This is a genomic window from candidate division KSB1 bacterium (assembly GCA_034505495.1).
GTDB lineage: Bacteria > Zhuqueibacterota > Zhuqueibacteria > Residuimicrobiales > Krinioviventaceae > Fontimicrobium_A.
On record JAPDQV010000003.1, the window covers coordinates 146,696 to 163,638 of the forward strand.

Annotated in this window: 12 protein-coding genes and 1 pseudogene; 12 read left to right on the top strand and 1 reads right to left on the bottom strand. The window is 54.3% G+C overall.

What is annotated here, in order from left to right:
* Positions 1–61: 61 nt before the first annotated feature.
* The 3 genes and pseudogenes from ONB24_02625 (at position 62) to ONB24_02635 (ending at position 3,957) form a co-directional block, all read left to right on the top strand.
* Positions 62–1,024: pseudogene (locus tag ONB24_02625) on the top strand (NAD-dependent epimerase/dehydratase family protein).
* The gene (locus ONB24_02630) at positions 1,021–2,202 is read left to right on the top strand and encodes a polysaccharide pyruvyl transferase family protein (protein MDZ7314998.1); all 1,182 of its coding nucleotides are present in this window, start codon (positions 1,021–1,023) and stop codon (positions 2,200–2,202) included. Before ONB24_02625 ends, ONB24_02630 begins: the two are co-directional and overlap by 4 nt.
* 9 nt (positions 2,203–2,211) lie before the next feature.
* Complete coding sequence (locus tag ONB24_02635) at positions 2,212–3,957, top strand: flippase-like domain-containing protein (protein ID MDZ7314999.1); 1,746 nt, start codon at positions 2,212–2,214, stop codon at positions 3,955–3,957.
* 33 nt (positions 3,958–3,990) lie between these two features.
* On the opposite strand, the gene ONB24_02640 is transcribed toward ONB24_02635, so the two are convergent.
* A complete protein-coding gene (locus ONB24_02640) occupies positions 3,991–5,082 on the bottom strand; it encodes a hypothetical protein (protein ID MDZ7315000.1) in 1,092 nt (363 codons plus the stop codon).
* Positions 5,083–5,219: 137 nt separating this feature from the next.
* Here ONB24_02640 and ONB24_02645 point away from each other — a divergent pair, with 137 nt between their 5' ends.
* The 9 genes from ONB24_02645 to ONB24_02685 form a co-directional block, all read left to right on the top strand.
* Positions 5,220–7,517 (top strand): T9SS type A sorting domain-containing protein, encoded by a 2,298-nt coding sequence (locus ONB24_02645; protein ID MDZ7315001.1) that lies wholly within the window; start codon positions 5,220–5,222, stop codon positions 7,515–7,517.
* 138 nt (positions 7,518–7,655) lie between these two features.
* A complete protein-coding gene (uvrB, locus tag ONB24_02650; GenBank protein MDZ7315002.1) occupies positions 7,656–9,683 on the top strand; it encodes an excinuclease ABC subunit UvrB in 2,028 nt (675 codons plus the stop codon).
* 118 nt (positions 9,684–9,801) lie between these two features.
* Positions 9,802–11,067: a phosphoribosylamine--glycine ligase gene (gene purD / locus ONB24_02655; GenBank protein MDZ7315003.1), complete on the top strand. Its 1,266-nt coding sequence runs from the start codon at positions 9,802–9,804 to the stop codon at positions 11,065–11,067.
* A gap of 15 nt (positions 11,068–11,082) precedes the next feature.
* Complete coding sequence (locus tag ONB24_02660; protein ID MDZ7315004.1) at positions 11,083–12,012, top strand: SDR family oxidoreductase; 930 nt, start codon at positions 11,083–11,085, stop codon at positions 12,010–12,012.
* Positions 12,013–12,041: 29 nt separating this feature from the next.
* Entirely contained in the window at positions 12,042–13,241 is a 1,200-nt protein-coding gene (locus ONB24_02665) for a sigma-54 dependent transcriptional regulator (GenBank protein MDZ7315005.1), read from the top strand.
* Entirely contained in the window at positions 13,228–13,731 is a 504-nt protein-coding gene (lptE, locus tag ONB24_02670; protein MDZ7315006.1) for an LPS assembly lipoprotein LptE, read from the top strand. Before ONB24_02665 ends, lptE begins: the two co-directional genes overlap by 14 nt.
* Before the next feature lie 85 nt (positions 13,732–13,816).
* Positions 13,817–15,538 (top strand): tetratricopeptide repeat protein, encoded by a 1,722-nt coding sequence (locus tag ONB24_02675; GenBank protein ID MDZ7315007.1) that lies wholly within the window; start codon positions 13,817–13,819, stop codon positions 15,536–15,538.
* A gap of 23 nt (positions 15,539–15,561) precedes the next feature.
* Positions 15,562–16,479, top strand: a complete 918-nt coding sequence (locus ONB24_02680) for a glycosyltransferase family 2 protein (protein ID MDZ7315008.1) — start codon at positions 15,562–15,564, stop codon at positions 16,477–16,479.
* A gap of 75 nt (positions 16,480–16,554) precedes the next feature.
* Positions 16,555–16,943 (top strand): hypothetical protein (locus ONB24_02685; protein ID MDZ7315009.1); only part of this gene is annotated, 389 nt, incomplete at its 3' end.

Sequence of the window (16,943 nt, forward strand, 5' to 3'; positions counted from 1 at the left end):
GGCCGTAGTATGGTTTGAATTCTGAAAATTCGGAAGCGTCTACTATGCGGGCTATGCTTTTACCGGCAGCTACATGGTACGCAATCTGCTGGACCACGGCTACCAAGTGCGCGTTTTGGTTCGTCGTACCGCCAACCTCGACTCTTTGCGCCGGCTTCCGGTAGAGATCGCTTTTGGTGATTTGCGCCGACCCGAAGAGGTCGCCGAGGCGGTGCGCGGTGTCGATATGGTGTTTCATATCGCCGCGCTCTATCGCGCAGCCAATCTTCCCGACAGCGAGTACTATGCCGTCAACGTGCAGGGGACAAAGAACGTGCTCGATGCCGCGCTTCGCTGCGGCGTGAAACGAGTGCTCCACTGCAGCACCTGCGGCATTTACGGCCACGTCAAGCAGCCTCCGGCTGATGAGTCGACGCCGGCTGATCCCCAAGATGTCTACCAGGAGACCAAATGGCAAGCCGAGCAGCTGGCCATGGAATATTATCGCCGCGACGCTCTGCCGGTCACCATTGTGCGGCCGGTCGGCATCTATGGTCCAGGAGACACGCGAATGCTGAAAATGTACCGTTCGGTCCAGCAAGGGCGTTTTATACTCTTCGGCGGCGGGAATGTCAAATATCATCTCACGTTCGTAACCGACACGGTCGAGGGATTTCGGCTGGCGGCCGAGACGCCCCATGCGGTCGGACAGGCCTATAACATTGCCGGTGAGGAATATACCACGCTGCGGGGATTCGCCGAGATGATTGCGGCGGAACTCGGCGTCAAGCCACCGCGCTTACGGCTGCCGGTGTGGCCTTTGGAAGCCGTCGCCGTCGTCTGCGAGACGATCTGTGTGCCTCTACGCGTTCAGCCGCCCATTTTTCGGCGCCGCGTCCACATTTTTACCCACGATCGCGCCTTCAGCATCGAAAAAGCCAAACGCGAACTCGGTTTTAAACCGCAGGTGGGCATGGCGGAAGGCATTCATCGTACTGCCGAGTGGTACATCCAGCAGGGCTATTTGAAGGGAAGAACGAGTTGATCAAGACAATCGCCGTTTTGGGCAACTTTTCCGGCAGGAACGCCGGCGATGCAGCCATTCTGGGATGTCTTTTACGCGATCTGTCGACGCGTTTCAAGCGCATCAGGTTCCTGATACCGACCATTCGTCCGGACTTTGTGACCAAGTCGTTCTCCATGTATCCCCTCAAGCCGGTCGGTCTTTTACCTTGGAATTTAAGCGTTAAAATATTCGGCCTGCCGATTCTTCGCACGGTCTTGAAATCCGACTTGATATTGGTCACCGACGCCATTCTCTTTGACCGCAAACTCTACAATCCCTTGTTCAACTATTTGTGGACCTTGTCGCATGTTCTACCGTTGGCGCATAAAAGGGGTATCCCGGTTGTGCTTTACAATGCCAGTCTGGGTCCTATTCGCACGCGGGCGGGAAAACGGGCATTGGCTCGAGTTCTGGCGGCAAGCGACCTGCTAATTCTGCGGGATCAAGAGTCGATCGATCTGCTGAATCGCTTGGGATTGGAGCATCCGCACATCGTCGAGGGCGCCGATTGCGCTTTGAATGCCGAAGCCGTCGGTGAAGGACGATTTCAGGAGATCTGCGAGGCGGAGGGTCTCTTTCAATCCGATCGTCCGGTAATCGGATTTAATATCAACAGCTATGTCGATGCTTTCGTCCGTCGCGGCGCTTCTTTCGGCAAACAGAGCCTGGTAGAGGTCTATGCGGCCACTATCGACCGCGTCATTGAAGAGCTGGATGTCGATTCAATATTGGTCGAGACTCAGCACATGGACCTGGCCATCGCGCAGAAGGTGCTGCAAAAAATACGGCATAGGGATCGAGTCAAATTGATCAGCAATAAAAAGTACAGCTATCAGGAAATCTGCAGCGTGCTGAGGCGGCTCGAGCTCTTTGTCGGCATGCGCACGCATTCTTTGATTCTCTCTTCAGCCATGGGGGTGGTGCCGGTCGGCATCGTCACGTACCCGAAGAACCGCGGTTTTATGCGCACGTTGGGACTGGAGGAAAATCTCATCGAGTTCGGGGAACTGTCTACGGAAAAATTCACGGAGCTGATCCTTTCGACTTTTCACCGTCGAGAGGAGATCAAGGAAAAGATGATTCCGCGGCTGCTGCGCGAAAAGGCCAAAGCGCGCAAAGCCGTCGGCAGATTGATTCCTTATCTGCGCGGCTATTGATCGCTTTTTATGAATGCCGGAAAACAAAAAAAGCTGCAGACTGTTGTTCGCCTGTTCGTCAGTCTGGCGCTTTTAGCTTATGTGTTTTATAAAGCCGGATTAACGCAGCTGAAAAGCACGCTGCTGCAGGCTGACTTGTTCTATCTCTTTCTCTCCGTCGCGCTGACTCCGCTTTTGATTTGGGCGAGTTCTTGGAAATGGCAGATCATTTTGCGCGCCATGGGAATTCGTCTGTCGGCCGGAAAATGCTTCGGGTTGTATGCGGTCGGCTATTTCTTTAACACGATTCTACCGACCAACGTGGGCGGCGATGTGGTGCGCGCGTATGCCGTCGGCAAGTCGACCGGCAAAAATGCCGAAGCCTTCTCGTCGGTCTTTGTCGAGCGGTTTACCGGATTGGCTGTCCTGCTGGCGTTTGCCGTGCTCGCCTTTTTGTTGGCGATCCGGCGCCTTTCCAGTACCTGGCTCATCGCCGCTTTGATCCTCTCGGTCTTGGGTTTTTTCCTCATCTTTTTCCTGGCGCTTAATCCCAATATGCTTTCGACGTTGCGTCGTCTGCTGCCCTTTAAGCCGCTAAACTCTCTGTTGCTCAAGCTGCAAAAGTTTCAGAATGCCACTTTATCGTTGCGCGGGCATCCGAGAGTGCTGGCGTTTGCCATGGTCAATTCGGTTTTTTTCTACCTTCTTGCCGTCATTAATGTCTACGTAACCTCCTGGGCGTTCAGTCGCGATTTGAGTTTCAGCGACAGTCTGATCGTCACGCCGATCATCATGGTGATCACCATGCTGCCGATTTCGATCGGCGGCATTGGTTTGGCCGAATGGGCGTACGTATTCACCTTCGAACGCTTTGGGCTCCTCGGCGCAGTCGGCCTTTCCACCGCCCTTTTGATGCGCGCCAAAGCGTTGCTGGCGGGGCTGTTTGGAGGGCTCTATTACTCGGCTCTGGGCATCGACATCAAACAAGAGCTGACACCGGCAAATGGAGAAAAGGAAGTACGGCCCGACGATGTGGAAGGCCAGGTCAATTATTTCAGCAGCTTTGAAGACGTGATGCGTCGACGCAAGTCTCCTTTGCGCAAGTATCAGGAGATCCAGATCGGCACTTCTCGCTTATGGCCGTTGGTGAAATATGAGCTGATTACTCTATTTTTCGGCCACCTGCCCGGTTTGTTGGGGCTTTTTTTCCGCCAAATATTTTACCCGCGCCTGTTTCGGCGAGTAGGGCGGGGGACGGTGTTCGGACGGAGCCTGACGCTGCAGCACAGTTATAAAATCAGTCTTGGGGAAAAATGCGTGCTGGATGAGTATTGCCGCTTGAGCGCTCAGGGCGGCGATGACGCGGAGATTGTCCTTGGCAATGAGGTGCTGCTGGGCCGCGGCACGGTATTGGGCACGCGCGGCGGCCGCATCGAGATCGGCGATTTCAGCAACATCGGCGCGAATTGCCGCTTCGGCACCACGTCGCAAATCAAATTGGGCAAGTATGTGCTGCTGGCGGCCAATTGTTACATCGGCGGCGCGCAGCACCGTTTCGACAGGCTGGATATTCCCATTATGCGACAGGGGTATGAGAGCCGCGGCGGGGTGATTATTGAAGATAACTGTTGGCTCGGGGCAGGTGTTATCGTTCTGGACGGGGTCAGAATCGGCAGCGGCAGCGTCATCGGCGCCGGCTCGGTGGTGACGAAAGACATCCCGCCCAACTCGATCGCCGTCGGCGTGCCGGCAAGAGTGCAGGGAACCAGAGGATGACCTATTGTCCTTCAATACCTTCCAGTGGCGACATTAGCTGTTCAATCGTTTGTACAAATTCCCCAAGAACTCCCGATTATCGCCTGCAGCGTAAAAGACTTGCCCTTCCATGCGGTAAAAGCTTTTCAGAAAGCGGAAATAGTAGTCCGGTGAATTTTTGGGCGGCTCGCCTTTTGACCAATCCCATGCTGCCGGCTGCAGGTCGTTGACAAAGATCGTCAAGTCGGTAATCGGATCCTGTCCCTTTTGCCGCCTGAGGTTATTGGCAAAGGAGAGTGCTTTTTCGAATATCTGAGGAGCCATGATGGCCGAGCCGACGGACAAAAAGACACCGCCTTTTAGGCCAGTTACTGAATGGACAAAGACCTGATAGTCGAGATGCGCAGCGCGACCGATTGCGGCTCCATTCGCATAAGGATTGTTGTATATAATGTCGTAGCCGATGCCCGGATGAACCGTCGCCGGAATCCGCATGCGAAAGGCGTTGCCGAAAATGGAATACTGTTTGAACGGATGAGGAATGCACATTTCGCCGGCCGACAAACGGAACTTTTGCAGGGTGTTCAACAGATCGGCAGCCGCTGAAGCTAGATCACTTTCGGAGCGAAGGAGTTCCCGCAGCTCATCGGATGAGGGTAGGAACAGTTTTTCTTCCTCAATCAACGCGCCGATCGCCTCGCCGTAGCCCATGCCGCGAAGCAGGTTGGCCTGCACGGCAAGGTTGATGAAACGGCCGGTCTCTTCCCAGGTGCCGAAACATCCGGCGGCGACGTTTTCCCTCACGTCTTCCTCCGATTTGCCGAACCAGGCAAATTCCCAATCGTGGATGGTACAGGCGCCGTTGCCGGCAATATGAGTGATCCAGCCCTCTTCCAACAGGCGAATGACCACCGAAGCAAGGCCGTTCTTGACCAAATGCGCACCGAAGGCAAGTATGACGGCGGCACCTCGTTCCCGCGCAGCGCGGATTCTTTCGGCCGCTTGATAAACGAGCGCTTCCATTTCCGGCTGCAGCGGAGGCGGCTGGTCGGGATCAACGAGCACCTCTGTGATGGAGCTCTTGCTGCGGCGGTGGGCAAGCGGATAGACCTGAACCTGCTGCGGTTCGATTTTCGGATACGGCATCGGATTCTCCTCTCCTTTAATTGAAAGATACGCAATTCTCACGCTCAGAGCAAATTTTGCCGCACGGTTTTTTTCTGCTGATTTCTCCGGCTTTTGGTATATTGGGTCTGAGGTCATGCATCCACATTGGAGCAACGATGAAGATCGCGCTGTTCGTTCTGCTGTCCGCTCTCTTTTTTGTGTTGCGGGCAAATGTATATATCGTTACCCACACCGGCGACGACGGAGCCGGATCTCTCCGCTGGGCGCTGCAGGCTGCTAACTCGCATTCCGGTGCAGACACGGTATTTTTTCAGCTCAAACGGAGCGATGCCGGCTATCGGGCGCAGGGCGACTTTTGGCAGATCGAACTTCGTTCGCCGTTGCCGTCGCTGACCGACGACGGATTGACTTTGATCGGTACGGCAGCTGCAGGCGATCGCCCGGCGATTCTGGTTTACGGCGGCGCTTTGCCGGTCGGGTCTATTGGTTGGACGATTACTTCCTCGCGCAATAGAATTCTCGGTGTCGGTTTTGCCGGTTTTCGCGGCACCATACTTTGGCTTAGGGGCACGTCGGCGTCGAACAACCGCATCGAGGGGTGCTTTTTCGGGATTTTGCCCGATGGGTTTACCGCAGTGAATGATCCCCAGAACACGTCTCTGCCTGCGGAGCAAAGCCGCGGCGTTTACCTTTCGCAGGGATGCCGGAACAATTTGATCCGCCGTAATGTAATCAGCAACATGTTTTTTGAAGCGGTTTTGATCGAAGCGGCGCATTCCAATATCCTGGAGGAAAATCTGATCGGCGTTCTTAAAGACGGGGTGACGCCTCTCGGCAACGGCTGGATCAACATTCCGCGTTACGAGATCGAAAATCAAAAGATCAAACGGTTTGCCGGTGTGCGCGTGAGCAACGGCAGTCGCGGTAACCGCATCGGACCCGGCAACGTCATCTGCGCGAGCGGTCGTGCCGGCATCCATATTGAGGGCGCCGGAACCGATTCGACGCGGGTCATCGGCAATCTGCTCGGTCTCGGCGCCGACGGCGAGAGCCATGCGGACTGCGGCAACGCCGAGGCCGGACTAAAGGTGCAGCGCGGGCCGCGTAATACGATTATCGGCGGAGTCGCCTCCGGGGAAGGCAATGTCGTTTCCGCCAACTATTCCAGCGGCATTCAGATCCGCGAAAACGTCACGGAAACGGTCCTTGCGGGGAATAAAATCGGCGTCAATGCTTCAGGGACGAGGCAGGCGCCCAATGCGCATAACGGCATCTATTTTTTCGGGCAAAAAGAATACGGTTATCCGCAAAGAAACCGCGTCGGGCCGGCAAACGTGATCATCTGCAACGGCTATGAACGAGAGAATGAGCCCTATGCCGGCACCTGGGCGGCGGTGCGATTGGACAGCGTTGGGACGGCTTTTAACGAGATCTTTGAAAATTTCATCGGCAGAAACGCAGACGGTAGCGTCGACGGTTCAGCCAATTCCGGCGTCATCATCGGCAGCGGTGCCCATGACAATACTGTTGGTCCCGACAATTTTTTCGGTCGGCATCGCAAGTACGGCATTTGGATAAGGCAGGCGGGTTCGGTGCGCAACCGAATCAGCCGGAACCGTTATTCCGATGATCCTTACAAAGCCATTGTCCTGGAAGCGGGTGGAAATCAAATGGTTACTCCGCCTGCGCTTTTTATAGCCGCAAACGGGGTCCGCGGTACGGCGTTGCCGAAGGCATGGATCGAATGCTATGATGCTCATACTATCAGTTTTCTTGCCGCAACGCAGGCCGATGCCGGCGGCCGCTTTTTTTGTCCGCTGGAATTGCGAGGCAATGTCGTTGCCTTTCAGACTGATGAAGCCGGAAACAGCAGCCCGTTCTCCACGAGCCTTATGGTGCCGGTTGAGCTAAGCTCGTTTACGGCAGAGCTTACAGATGTGGGCGTCTTGCTGTCTTGGTGCACCTGCAGCGAGAGCAACAATCTTGGATTTTATGTTGAACGGGGTCCTCATCCATTTGAAACGATCGGCTTTGTACCCGGCGGCGGCACGACCAATGAGAGCCGCTGTTATCAATTCATCGATTCGAGTCCGCCGAGCGGAAGAGTCGTCTATCGCCTTCGGCAGACGGATACGGATGGTTCTTGGGCGCTTTCGCCGCAAGTCGCCCTCGATCTTCCGGCGCCGCGCGAACTTGCCCTTTCCCCCGCTTATCCAAATCCGTTCAATGGTCGCACCGCTTTTACAATTTTTCTGCCCGAGTCGGCGCCGGTGCAACTGACGGTCGTCGATGCAGTCGGAAAAACCGTCGATACGCCGGTTTTGAGCAGACTGGAAGCGGGGGCTCATCCTTTTGTGTGGGAGGCAGGCGATGATTTGCCGAGCGGCGTCTATTTTCTGCGTCTGATCACCCCGAAAAAGATGACGACGCAAAAAGTGCTTTTGCTTCGTTGACGAAATGTGCGCTGATTGGGGCAGCAATTTTTCGCCTCAAAAATGCAGAAAAAGCCGCGGCGAGGGCGTAAGCTTTGCGGCTTGACATTCCCGCTCCTCTGTCGTAAATTGTAAAGGGAAGAAAAAGCGCGAAAGAAAATGGCCAAATTTATTCTGTCATCGGACTTTAAACTTCAAGGCGATCAGCCGCAGGCAGTGGAGCAGCTGACCGCCGGTATTTTGGCCGGAAAAAAATATCAGACTCTGCTCGGAGTTACCGGCAGCGGCAAGACGTTCACCATGGCCAACGTCATAGCCAATGTCAACAAACCGACTCTGGTCATTTCTCATAACAAAACCTTGGCTGCGCAGCTCTACGGCGAGTTTCGCAGCTTTTTCCCGCACAATGCGGTCGAATATTTCATCAGCTATTACGATTACTATCAACCCGAAGCTTACGTCGTCGCCACCGACACCTATATTGAAAAAGACACGTCGATCAACGACGAAATCGATCGGCTGCGGCTCAAGGCGGCCAGCTCTCTCTTGTCGCGCGACGATGTCATCATCGTGGCTTCGGTCTCCTGCATCTACGGCCTCGGCTCTCCGGAAGATTGGCGGCGGATGAATCTCTTTCTCGACCGCGGCCAAATCATTCGCAGGGAAGAGATCCTGCAAAAGCTCGTCGAAATTCTTTATACGCGCAATGACGTCTCCTTTGAGCGCGGGACTTTTCGAGTGCGCGGCGACGTCATCGAAGTGATTCCCGCTTACGAGAAGGAAGCGATACGCATCGAGATGTGGGGGGACGAGGTCGAGCGGCTGACGGTGGTGGATGTGGTGACCGGCGAGGTGCTGAATGAACTGGATCGGGTCGCCATTTATCCCGCCAAACATTTCATTACGCCGTACGAGCGCTTGGAATCGGCTTTAGCGGCAATTGAAGAAGAACTGCGCGAGCGCGTGGATTGGTTCCGTCGGCACAACAAGCTGCTCGAAGCGCAACGTCTGGAGCAGCGTACCCTCTATGATTTGGAAATGATGCGCGAAATCGGCTATTGCTCGGGCGTCGAAAACTATTCGCGTCATTTATCGGGACGAAAACCGGGAGAAAGGCCGCAGACGCTGCTGGATTATTTTCCCAAGGATTACTTGATGATCATCGACGAGTCGCATGTGACCATCCCGCAAATCCAGGGAATGTATCACGGCGACCGTTCGCGCAAAGAGACCCTTGTAGAGTACGGCTTTCGTCTGCCCTCGGCGTTGGACAACCGTCCCCTGAATTTCGAAGAATTCGAACAGATGATAAACCAGGTCATCTTTGTTTCTGCCACTCCCGCAGAATACGAGCTCGAAAAGTGCGAAGGGGTGGTTGTCGAGCAGATCATTCGTCCCACAGGGCTCATGGATCCTGAAATCGAGGTGCGGCCGGTCAAAGGCCAGATCGACGATTTGATAAAAGAAATCCGCCTGCGGGCGGAACGCAACGAACGGGTGCTGGTGACGACGCTGACCAAGCGAATGGCCGAAGACCTGACCGATTATCTTGCATCGGCGGGAATACGGGTGCGTTATCTTCACTCGGAAATCGACGCGCTCGATCGCGTCGGCATTTTGCGGGATCTGCGTCTGGCCGAATTCGACGTGCTGGTGGGCATCAACCTCCTGCGGGAGGGCCTCGATCTGCCGGAAGTTTCTTTGGTGGCCATCTTGGATGCGGACAAAGAGGGTTTTCTCCGCTCTGAACGGTCGCTGATCCAAACCGCGGGTCGTGCGGCGCGCAACGCTGCCGGCAAGGTGATTTTCTACGCCGACGTTGTGACCGACTCGATGCGTCGCGCTATTGAAGAAACTAATCGGCGCCGCGCCATCCAGGCCAGATACAACGAGGAACACGGCATTACGCCTAAGACGATTCATAAAACGGTCGAAGAGATCATGAGCGCGACGCGGGTTGCGGATGCACGGCCTCAGGAATATGGCCGACGCGGCGCTTCCGAGAAACAGCTCGCCGAGGCCTGGCAGCGGATGGACGGCGAGCAGCGCCTCGAGTTTCTGCAGCAATTGCGTCGTCAGATGATGGAGGCGGCAGCGGCGTTGGAGTTTGAGCGCGCGGCGATGATCCGCGATCAATTGGAAGAGTTGGAAAAAGACTTTCCCCTTCAATCGGCGGCCAAGCCGTAAAGCTGCCGGAGGAAGCCTACGCGCTGTCATTAAGCTGATCCTTTGCAGTCCAATGGGTCAAAAATTTGGCTTTGCGGGTAACATGTGATCTGGTTATAAAGAGCTTAAGGGAACATTCATGAAGGTGCTGGTGATCGGCGGCGGAGGCCGCGAACATGCGTTGGTCTGGAAAATCAAATCGAGCCCTTTGGTAAAAAAGGTTTATGCTGCACCCGGAAACGCCGGAATTGCGCAGTTAGCCGATTGTGCGGACATTTCACCGATGGATAAAAACGGCCTGCTCAAATTTGCCATACGGCAAAAGATCGATTTGACGGTGGTCGGTCCCGAAGCGCCGCTCGTCGACGGTTTGGCAGACCTTTTTGAAGAAAACGGCATGGCGGTGTTCGGTCCAAGCGGCAAGGCCGCCGAGCTGGAAGGCAGCAAGGCGTTCTGCAAATATCTGCTGCATAAATATGACATTCCCACTGCGGACTTTAGAATTTTCGATGATTATCAGCAGGCGCGGGATTTTTTGGCTAAACATCGCGGATCGGTGGTGGTCAAAGCGGACGGTCTCGCGGCTGGTAAGGGAGTCTTTGTATGCTCCGGCCGTGAGGAGGCGATGGAAGCTCTCGATCGCATCATGAAGCATAAAGAGTTCGGCGATGCCGGACGAAAGGTTATTTTGGAAGAGCGCTTGACCGGCGACGAAGTCTCGGTCATGGTGCTTTCGGATGGTGAGAATATTTACGAACTGCCTCCGTCTCAGGATCATAAGCGCATCTATGACAACGACATGGGGCCCAACACCGGAGGCATGGGCGCTTATGCGCCGACGCCGCATATCCCCGAGGAAATGATGCGCCGCATCCGCGAGACCATTCTCGCGCCCACCATCAAGGGCATGGCCTTGGAAGGGCGGCCTTATCGCGGACTCCTTTATGCCGGTCTGATGATTACACCCAAAGGGCCGAAAGTGTTGGAATTCAACGTGCGTTTCGGCGATCCGGAAACGCAGGCGGTGCTGCCGTTGGTGGAAGGAGATCTGGTCGAGGCCATGCTGGCGACGCGCAGCGGCAAGTTGAATCAGGTTTCTTTGCGGCGCAAAAATGCGGTCGCGGTCTGTGTGGTCATCGCTTCAGGCGGTTACCCGGGCGCTTACGAAACCGGGAAAAAGATCCTTGGACTCGATCACGCCTGGGATGAAGGCGTATTGGTTTTTCACGCCGGTACGAAGAGAGTGGGCGATGAGATTGTGACGGCAGGAGGTCGGGTGTTGAACGTCACCGCGGTCGATGAAACCTTTCAAAAGGCCGTCGATAAGGTCTACCGTGCCGTCAAATGGATCACTTTTGACGGCGCCTATTATCGACGCGACATCGCTGCACGGGTATTGGCCTAATTTGGGAAAAGATACATGAAGATATTGGTTACCGGCGGCGCCGGCTTTATCGGTTCGCACGTTGTCGATGCCTATTTGCGGCTCGGACACGAGGTGGTCGTCATCGACAACCTCAGCACCGGCAGAAAAAGCAACCTCAATCCTTCCGCCCGTTTCATTCAAGCTGACATTTGCGATCTGCAATTGGCTGAGCTTTTTACCGCTGAGCGTTTCGATCTCGTCAATCACCATGCGGCACAGATGGACGTTCGGCTTTCGGTTGCAGATCCGATTTTCGATGCGCAGACCAACATCATCGGCACCCTGAATATTTTGCAAAACTGTATCAGGACAGGCGTAAAAAAAGTCATTTTTGCTTCTTCGGGCGGTGTCGTTTACGGTGAGCAGGACTATTTTCCGGCCGATGAGAACCATCCGCAAAGACCTTATTGTCCCTACGGTGTGGCTAAACTGACTGGTGAAAAATATCTCTTTTTTTATCGTCTGACGTATGGTTTGCAGTACACGGCATTTCGCTATGCCAATGTCTATGGTCCGCGTCAGAATCCGCACGGTGAAGCGGGCGTGGTTGCGATTTTTCTGCAAAAGCTGCTGAGAGGCGAGCAGCCGATCATCAACGGCGACGGCGGACAGACGCGCGATTTCGTTTATATCGATGATGTCGTTGCGGCAAACATTGCCGCATTGACGGATGCCGATGGAGAAATTTTGAATATCGGCACCGGTATCGAAACCTCGGTCAATGAGCTGTATGATTTGTTGATGCGCCTTTGCGACAGCAAAATCGCAGCGAAATATGGACCGGCCAAAGCGGGAGAGCAGCGCCGCAGCGTTCTGGACGTGCGCCGTGCAGCGGAAGTCCTGGGCTGGCGGCCGCGAGTGAGCCTCGAAGAGGGTTTGGCGCGCACGATCGAATTTTTCCGTCATTTTGAGAGCCGTGGATAGAATGGTCATCAGCAAAAGGGAGAAAATTTGTGCCGAGATCTGAGCAGGCTGTAATCATCGACCCTGCGCGGGAGGAGCACTGGCGGGAAGTCCAACGCGACGTCGGGATTATCGGCGAATCCGATAAAACGCGCCAGCTGATCGAGACCATCGAGCAGGTTGCGCCGACCGACATCTCGGTGCTGATCACCGGCGAAAGCGGCACCGGCAAAGAATTGGTGGCGCGCGCCATCCATCTGCGCAGCAAGCGGCGAAATGCCCCGCTGATTACCGTCAACAGCAGCGCCATTCCGGAGGGAATTCTGGAATCCGAGCTGTTCGGTCATGAGAAGGGGTCGTTTACGGGCGCCTCAGGGACTCGTAAAGGCTATTTCGAATTGGCGCATCGCGGCAGCATTTTTCTCGACGAGATCGGCGAGTTGCCGCTGTCGATTCAGGCCAAACTGCTGCGGGTTTTGGAGGTGCGCGAATTTATGCGCGTAGGCGGAACCGTAGTCCAGGAGGTTGATGTGCGGTTTATCGCCGCCACCAATCGCCGACTGGATGAAGAGGTTCGCAAGGGCAATTTTCGTCAGGATTTGTACTTTCGCCTCAACGCGGTTCACATTCATGTACCTGCGCTGCGGGAACGGCGGGAGGACATCATTCCGTTAGCCCAAAAGTTCATCAATGATTTCTGCCGTCACAATCACATCGAGTTCGAGGGTTTTACCGAGAGCGCCTATCACCTGATGCAGCAGTACGACTGGCCCGGCAACGTGCGCGAGCTGCGGAATTTGGTTGAAAAAGTCATTGTTCTTGAGCGTGGGCGTCGCATAGACGATGTGACGCTTCGAAAATACATTTCTCCCTACGCATTTTCAGAAAAGGCGCTGCCGGTGCCGATTGAGCGCCCTAAAGAAGAGTTGGAGCGGGAACTCCTTCTGCGGGTATTATTGGAAATTAAAAGTGAAATCGCCCAATTACGGGAGTTGCTGCTTGCCGGTGGGTCAAAACGATACAGTTTATATCCTTGGCGCGGGGATGCTTTTACGCCGGAAGCAGAGGTGGTGCGCGCCGAGGAGGAGGAAGCGCCGGAGACCATGAGCGACATGGAACGCGAAATGATTATCTCAACCTTAGCTAAAACAAATGGTAATCGTCGCCAGGCAGCCAAGATTCTCGGCATCAGCGAGCGCACTTTGTATCGAAAGATTCTCAAATACGGTCTGCGGGATGAAAAAAAATAACCGAAAAAGCTTTTTTTTGGCCCTGGGCATTATTATTGCACTTCAATCTTGCGCCTATTATTCTTTAAAGGGTTCTCTGCCGCCGCACCTCAAGACGGTCGCAGTGCCGCTGTTCGAAAATCAGACGTCGGAGTTCGGCATTGCAGAAAAGTTGACCGATACCGTGATCAATGAATTGGTGCGCGACGGCAGCTTAAAGATCGCCGACCGTTCGGTAGCCGACGTGCTGATCGAAGGAATCATCACCAGCGTGAATGACCGTCCGGGCGCCTTTTCGCAGGACGAACGGGTGCAGGATATCAATGTTTACATCTCGGTCAGCGTCAAGGTTACGGATCAGGTCAAGCAGACGGTCATGTGGAACGAACGGCTGACGCAATTCGGCGTCTACGATCCGAGCAGCGGCCCGGAAGGCCGTCAGCAGGCCTACGAAGAAGCCTTTGCCAAGATCAGCCAGGAAATTCTCAACAAAACTGTTTCGACATGGTAGAAAATAGAAAATTTACTTGCTATACTGATAAGATAGTTTTAAGTTAATATTAACGAAAACGCAAGGAACGGGGATAGTGCCTAATATGCCTTTTATCGCATTTGAAAATAGTGACATCGATTGGCTAAAGAGAAAGGTCGAACAAAACCCTGCTTCCATTTTTCACGCTCGACTGGCAGACTATTACCTCCGCCAGAAAGAATATGACCGCGCCCTTGAGCACGCTCAGAAAAGCGTCGTTCTACATCCCGATTATCCGTCGGCGCATTGGGTTCTGGCCAAGTGCTATTACGAACGCCAGGAATATGATAAGGCAAATAAAAGCCTTCAGGATTTGTTACGCCTCGATCCTCAACATCCCGCTGCTTTAAAACTGAGCTGCGAACTGATGAAGCAGGTGGGCGATCTCTATAAAGCCAAAGAGTATCTCCGCCGAATTTTAGAGATCGATCCGGCAGACAAGGACATAGTCAAACAGCTGGCCGGAGAAGAGGAGCGGTTGGAACCGGCCGACCGCAGCGCCTCACACGCAGCACCGGAAGCATCGGCTCCGAGTATACCGGCGGCGCGAATCGATGAATCGCAGGAACCGCAGGCGCCCCCTGCTAGAACTGTGGAGGAGGCGCCAGAACAGCCGTCTGAGACGAATTGGGACATTTCACAGTTTGAGTTTTTAAATACCGAAACGGTACCCGGCGCTCCAACTCCGGAGCCGTCGCCTTGGCCGGCGATGGAGGTTACCCCGACTCCCGAAACCGAAGAAACACCTGCTGCTGCACCACAGAATTTGGATTGGCTGTTCGACACGCAACAAACCGGACCGCAACCGGAAACTCCTGTGGAAGAGAACGGCAGTGTCGAGTTTCAAACTGCCTTTCCTGCAGATGAGGCGGAAGAGACCGCACCCGCCGCCTCCGTTGAAGAGCCGCCTTCCGTCCAAGATGATTTTGATTTGAACTGGGACTCTATTCAGCAGGATTTGAACCTCCAGAGCGAAACGCGCCAGTTCAATGAAATGCTGGAGGAAATCTTTCGCATTGATCTGGATGTCGAGGAGCAACAGGAAAAGCAGGAGCATGCACTGATTCAGAACGCTGCTTACGAACCGGAAGCGGCTGAGGAGAATCCGATAGAGTTTTCTTTGGAAGAACCCTTTACAGACGCCGGCGCACCGGCCGACGCGGAATTTCAGCCTTCCTTCCAAGAGCCGTTTTCCAATGGCGTGCAAATGCCGGCAGCGGAAACAGATCAATCCGAGAAATCCGGTTCCAATTTATTCGAGCAAATTTTCGGCACCTCAAATCCGACTCAGAACGAGACCATACCTGCAGAACCCTTTGCGCCGGCTTCTTCAACCGGCAAAGACGAGCGGCCGTCTCGTAACATTGACATAAAGGATGTATTAGCGGGCCTCGACATTCGTGAGGATGCGATTTTGCAGGAGGCTCCCCAAATAGAGGCGGTAAAGCCGCCGGAGGAGCCGTCCAGACCGGGGATTCAGCGGCCGCCTTTTGCGGGTGAGGAAGAGTATCCGCCTGCTGAAGAATCCGAAGCCGATAAATCCTCTGTATCTTATGGGGTAGAGTCTCACGGCGAACCAGAGGAAGAAAAAAGCGTCAGGCGCGCACCGACCAAGTTCATTACGCCGACCTTGGGAGAAATCTATGCGTCGCAGGGTCAATACGCCAAGGCGATCGGCGTTTATGAGAATCTGCTGAAAAACGATCCGCAAAACATTGTCTATCGGCAAAAGCTGGAATGGCTGCGGCAAAAGCTCCAGGAACAGCAGCTCTCCGGATTGCAATAAATCGCCTGCCGCAGCAGCGAGAGATGGGGAAGCGCGTTTTTTCCGACCGCATAGGCTCTCAAGAAATCGATATTTCTGTGGTCATTGTGACTTTCAACAATCGTTTTACGATCGGGCGATGCATCGAAACGCTCGCCCGATTTATGTCCCCCCTGCAGGTTGAATTGATTCTCATCGATAACGCCTCTTCAGACGGCACAAAGACCCTGCTGGAAGAAATCGATCGCCGGCTGCATTCCGACTTTGCTTCATTGACGATTATGTTCAACTCTAAAAATTTAGGCTACACGCAGGCCGTCAACCAGGGGCTTGTCCTTTGCCGCGGCAGATGGGTCCTGCTTCTTAACCCCGATATCGAATTCGTCGCCCCGATTCTGGCGACTTTGACGGCTTTATTTTCACGAAGCGAGATCGTCGCCGTTGCACCGCAGCTGCGTTACCCCGACGGCAAGATTCAGCCTTCCTGCCGGCGCTTTCCCATCAAACGCGATATTCTATTCGAAGTCCTCGGCCTATCGCGGCTTTTTCCCCACAGCACTTTTTTCAACCGTTGGCGCATGCCCGATTTTGCCCATGATCATTCCTGCGCCGTTGAGCAGCCTCAGGGCGCCTTTCTGCTTATCCGCCGCTCGATCATGCAGACCGTCGGGCTTTTAGACGAGCGGTTTCCGATGTTTTTCAGCGACGTCGATCTCTGTCGGCGACTTTGTCGGCACGGCGTCATCTGGTTCTGCTCCGAAGGATACGTCGTGCATCTGAAAGGCGTCAGCGTTCACCAGGTGCGTGACCGAATGATCGTCAGCTCGCATCGATCGTTTGCCGACTATTTTGCAAAATATGACCAAACCAACCGTCAAGCTGCGGCTACGCTATTGATCCGTTTTGTTCTCTTGTGTGCTTTGCCTATACGGCTGGCGGCTGTAGTTTTGCAAAAACGATGAAACGTCTTCGGCGCCCTGAACATTAAGGCAATTTCTCGGTTTAATGAAAAGATTCTTACGGTTGAATCAAAAACAATGAAATCTAATCTGAGGCAATTGCTCAAAACCTTTCGGCTGTTTATTTGCCTGGCTTGGTTGTTTGCCGATCATGCGGCTGAAGGCCGGACACTTCTTTTCAAACTGGCTCAACCGGCGGTCGCCAAGCGCGGAGCCTCGGAAGCGCTGACCGGTATCGGGGCAGTGGACCAACTTCTGGCAGCCGAGGGAGTCGAGCGCGTTGAACCTCTTTTTAAATTAAAGCTCCCCGAAAGATCCGAGCTCAACGATTGGTATGTTTGCAAGGTTTCCGACAGTGCGGATTTTCAGCAGTTGATCGATAGGTTGATGGAGACCCGCTTTGTGGCGGCGGCGCAGCCAAATCATGTCTTCCGCCTGCATTACGAACCCAACGATTCCCTTTACCC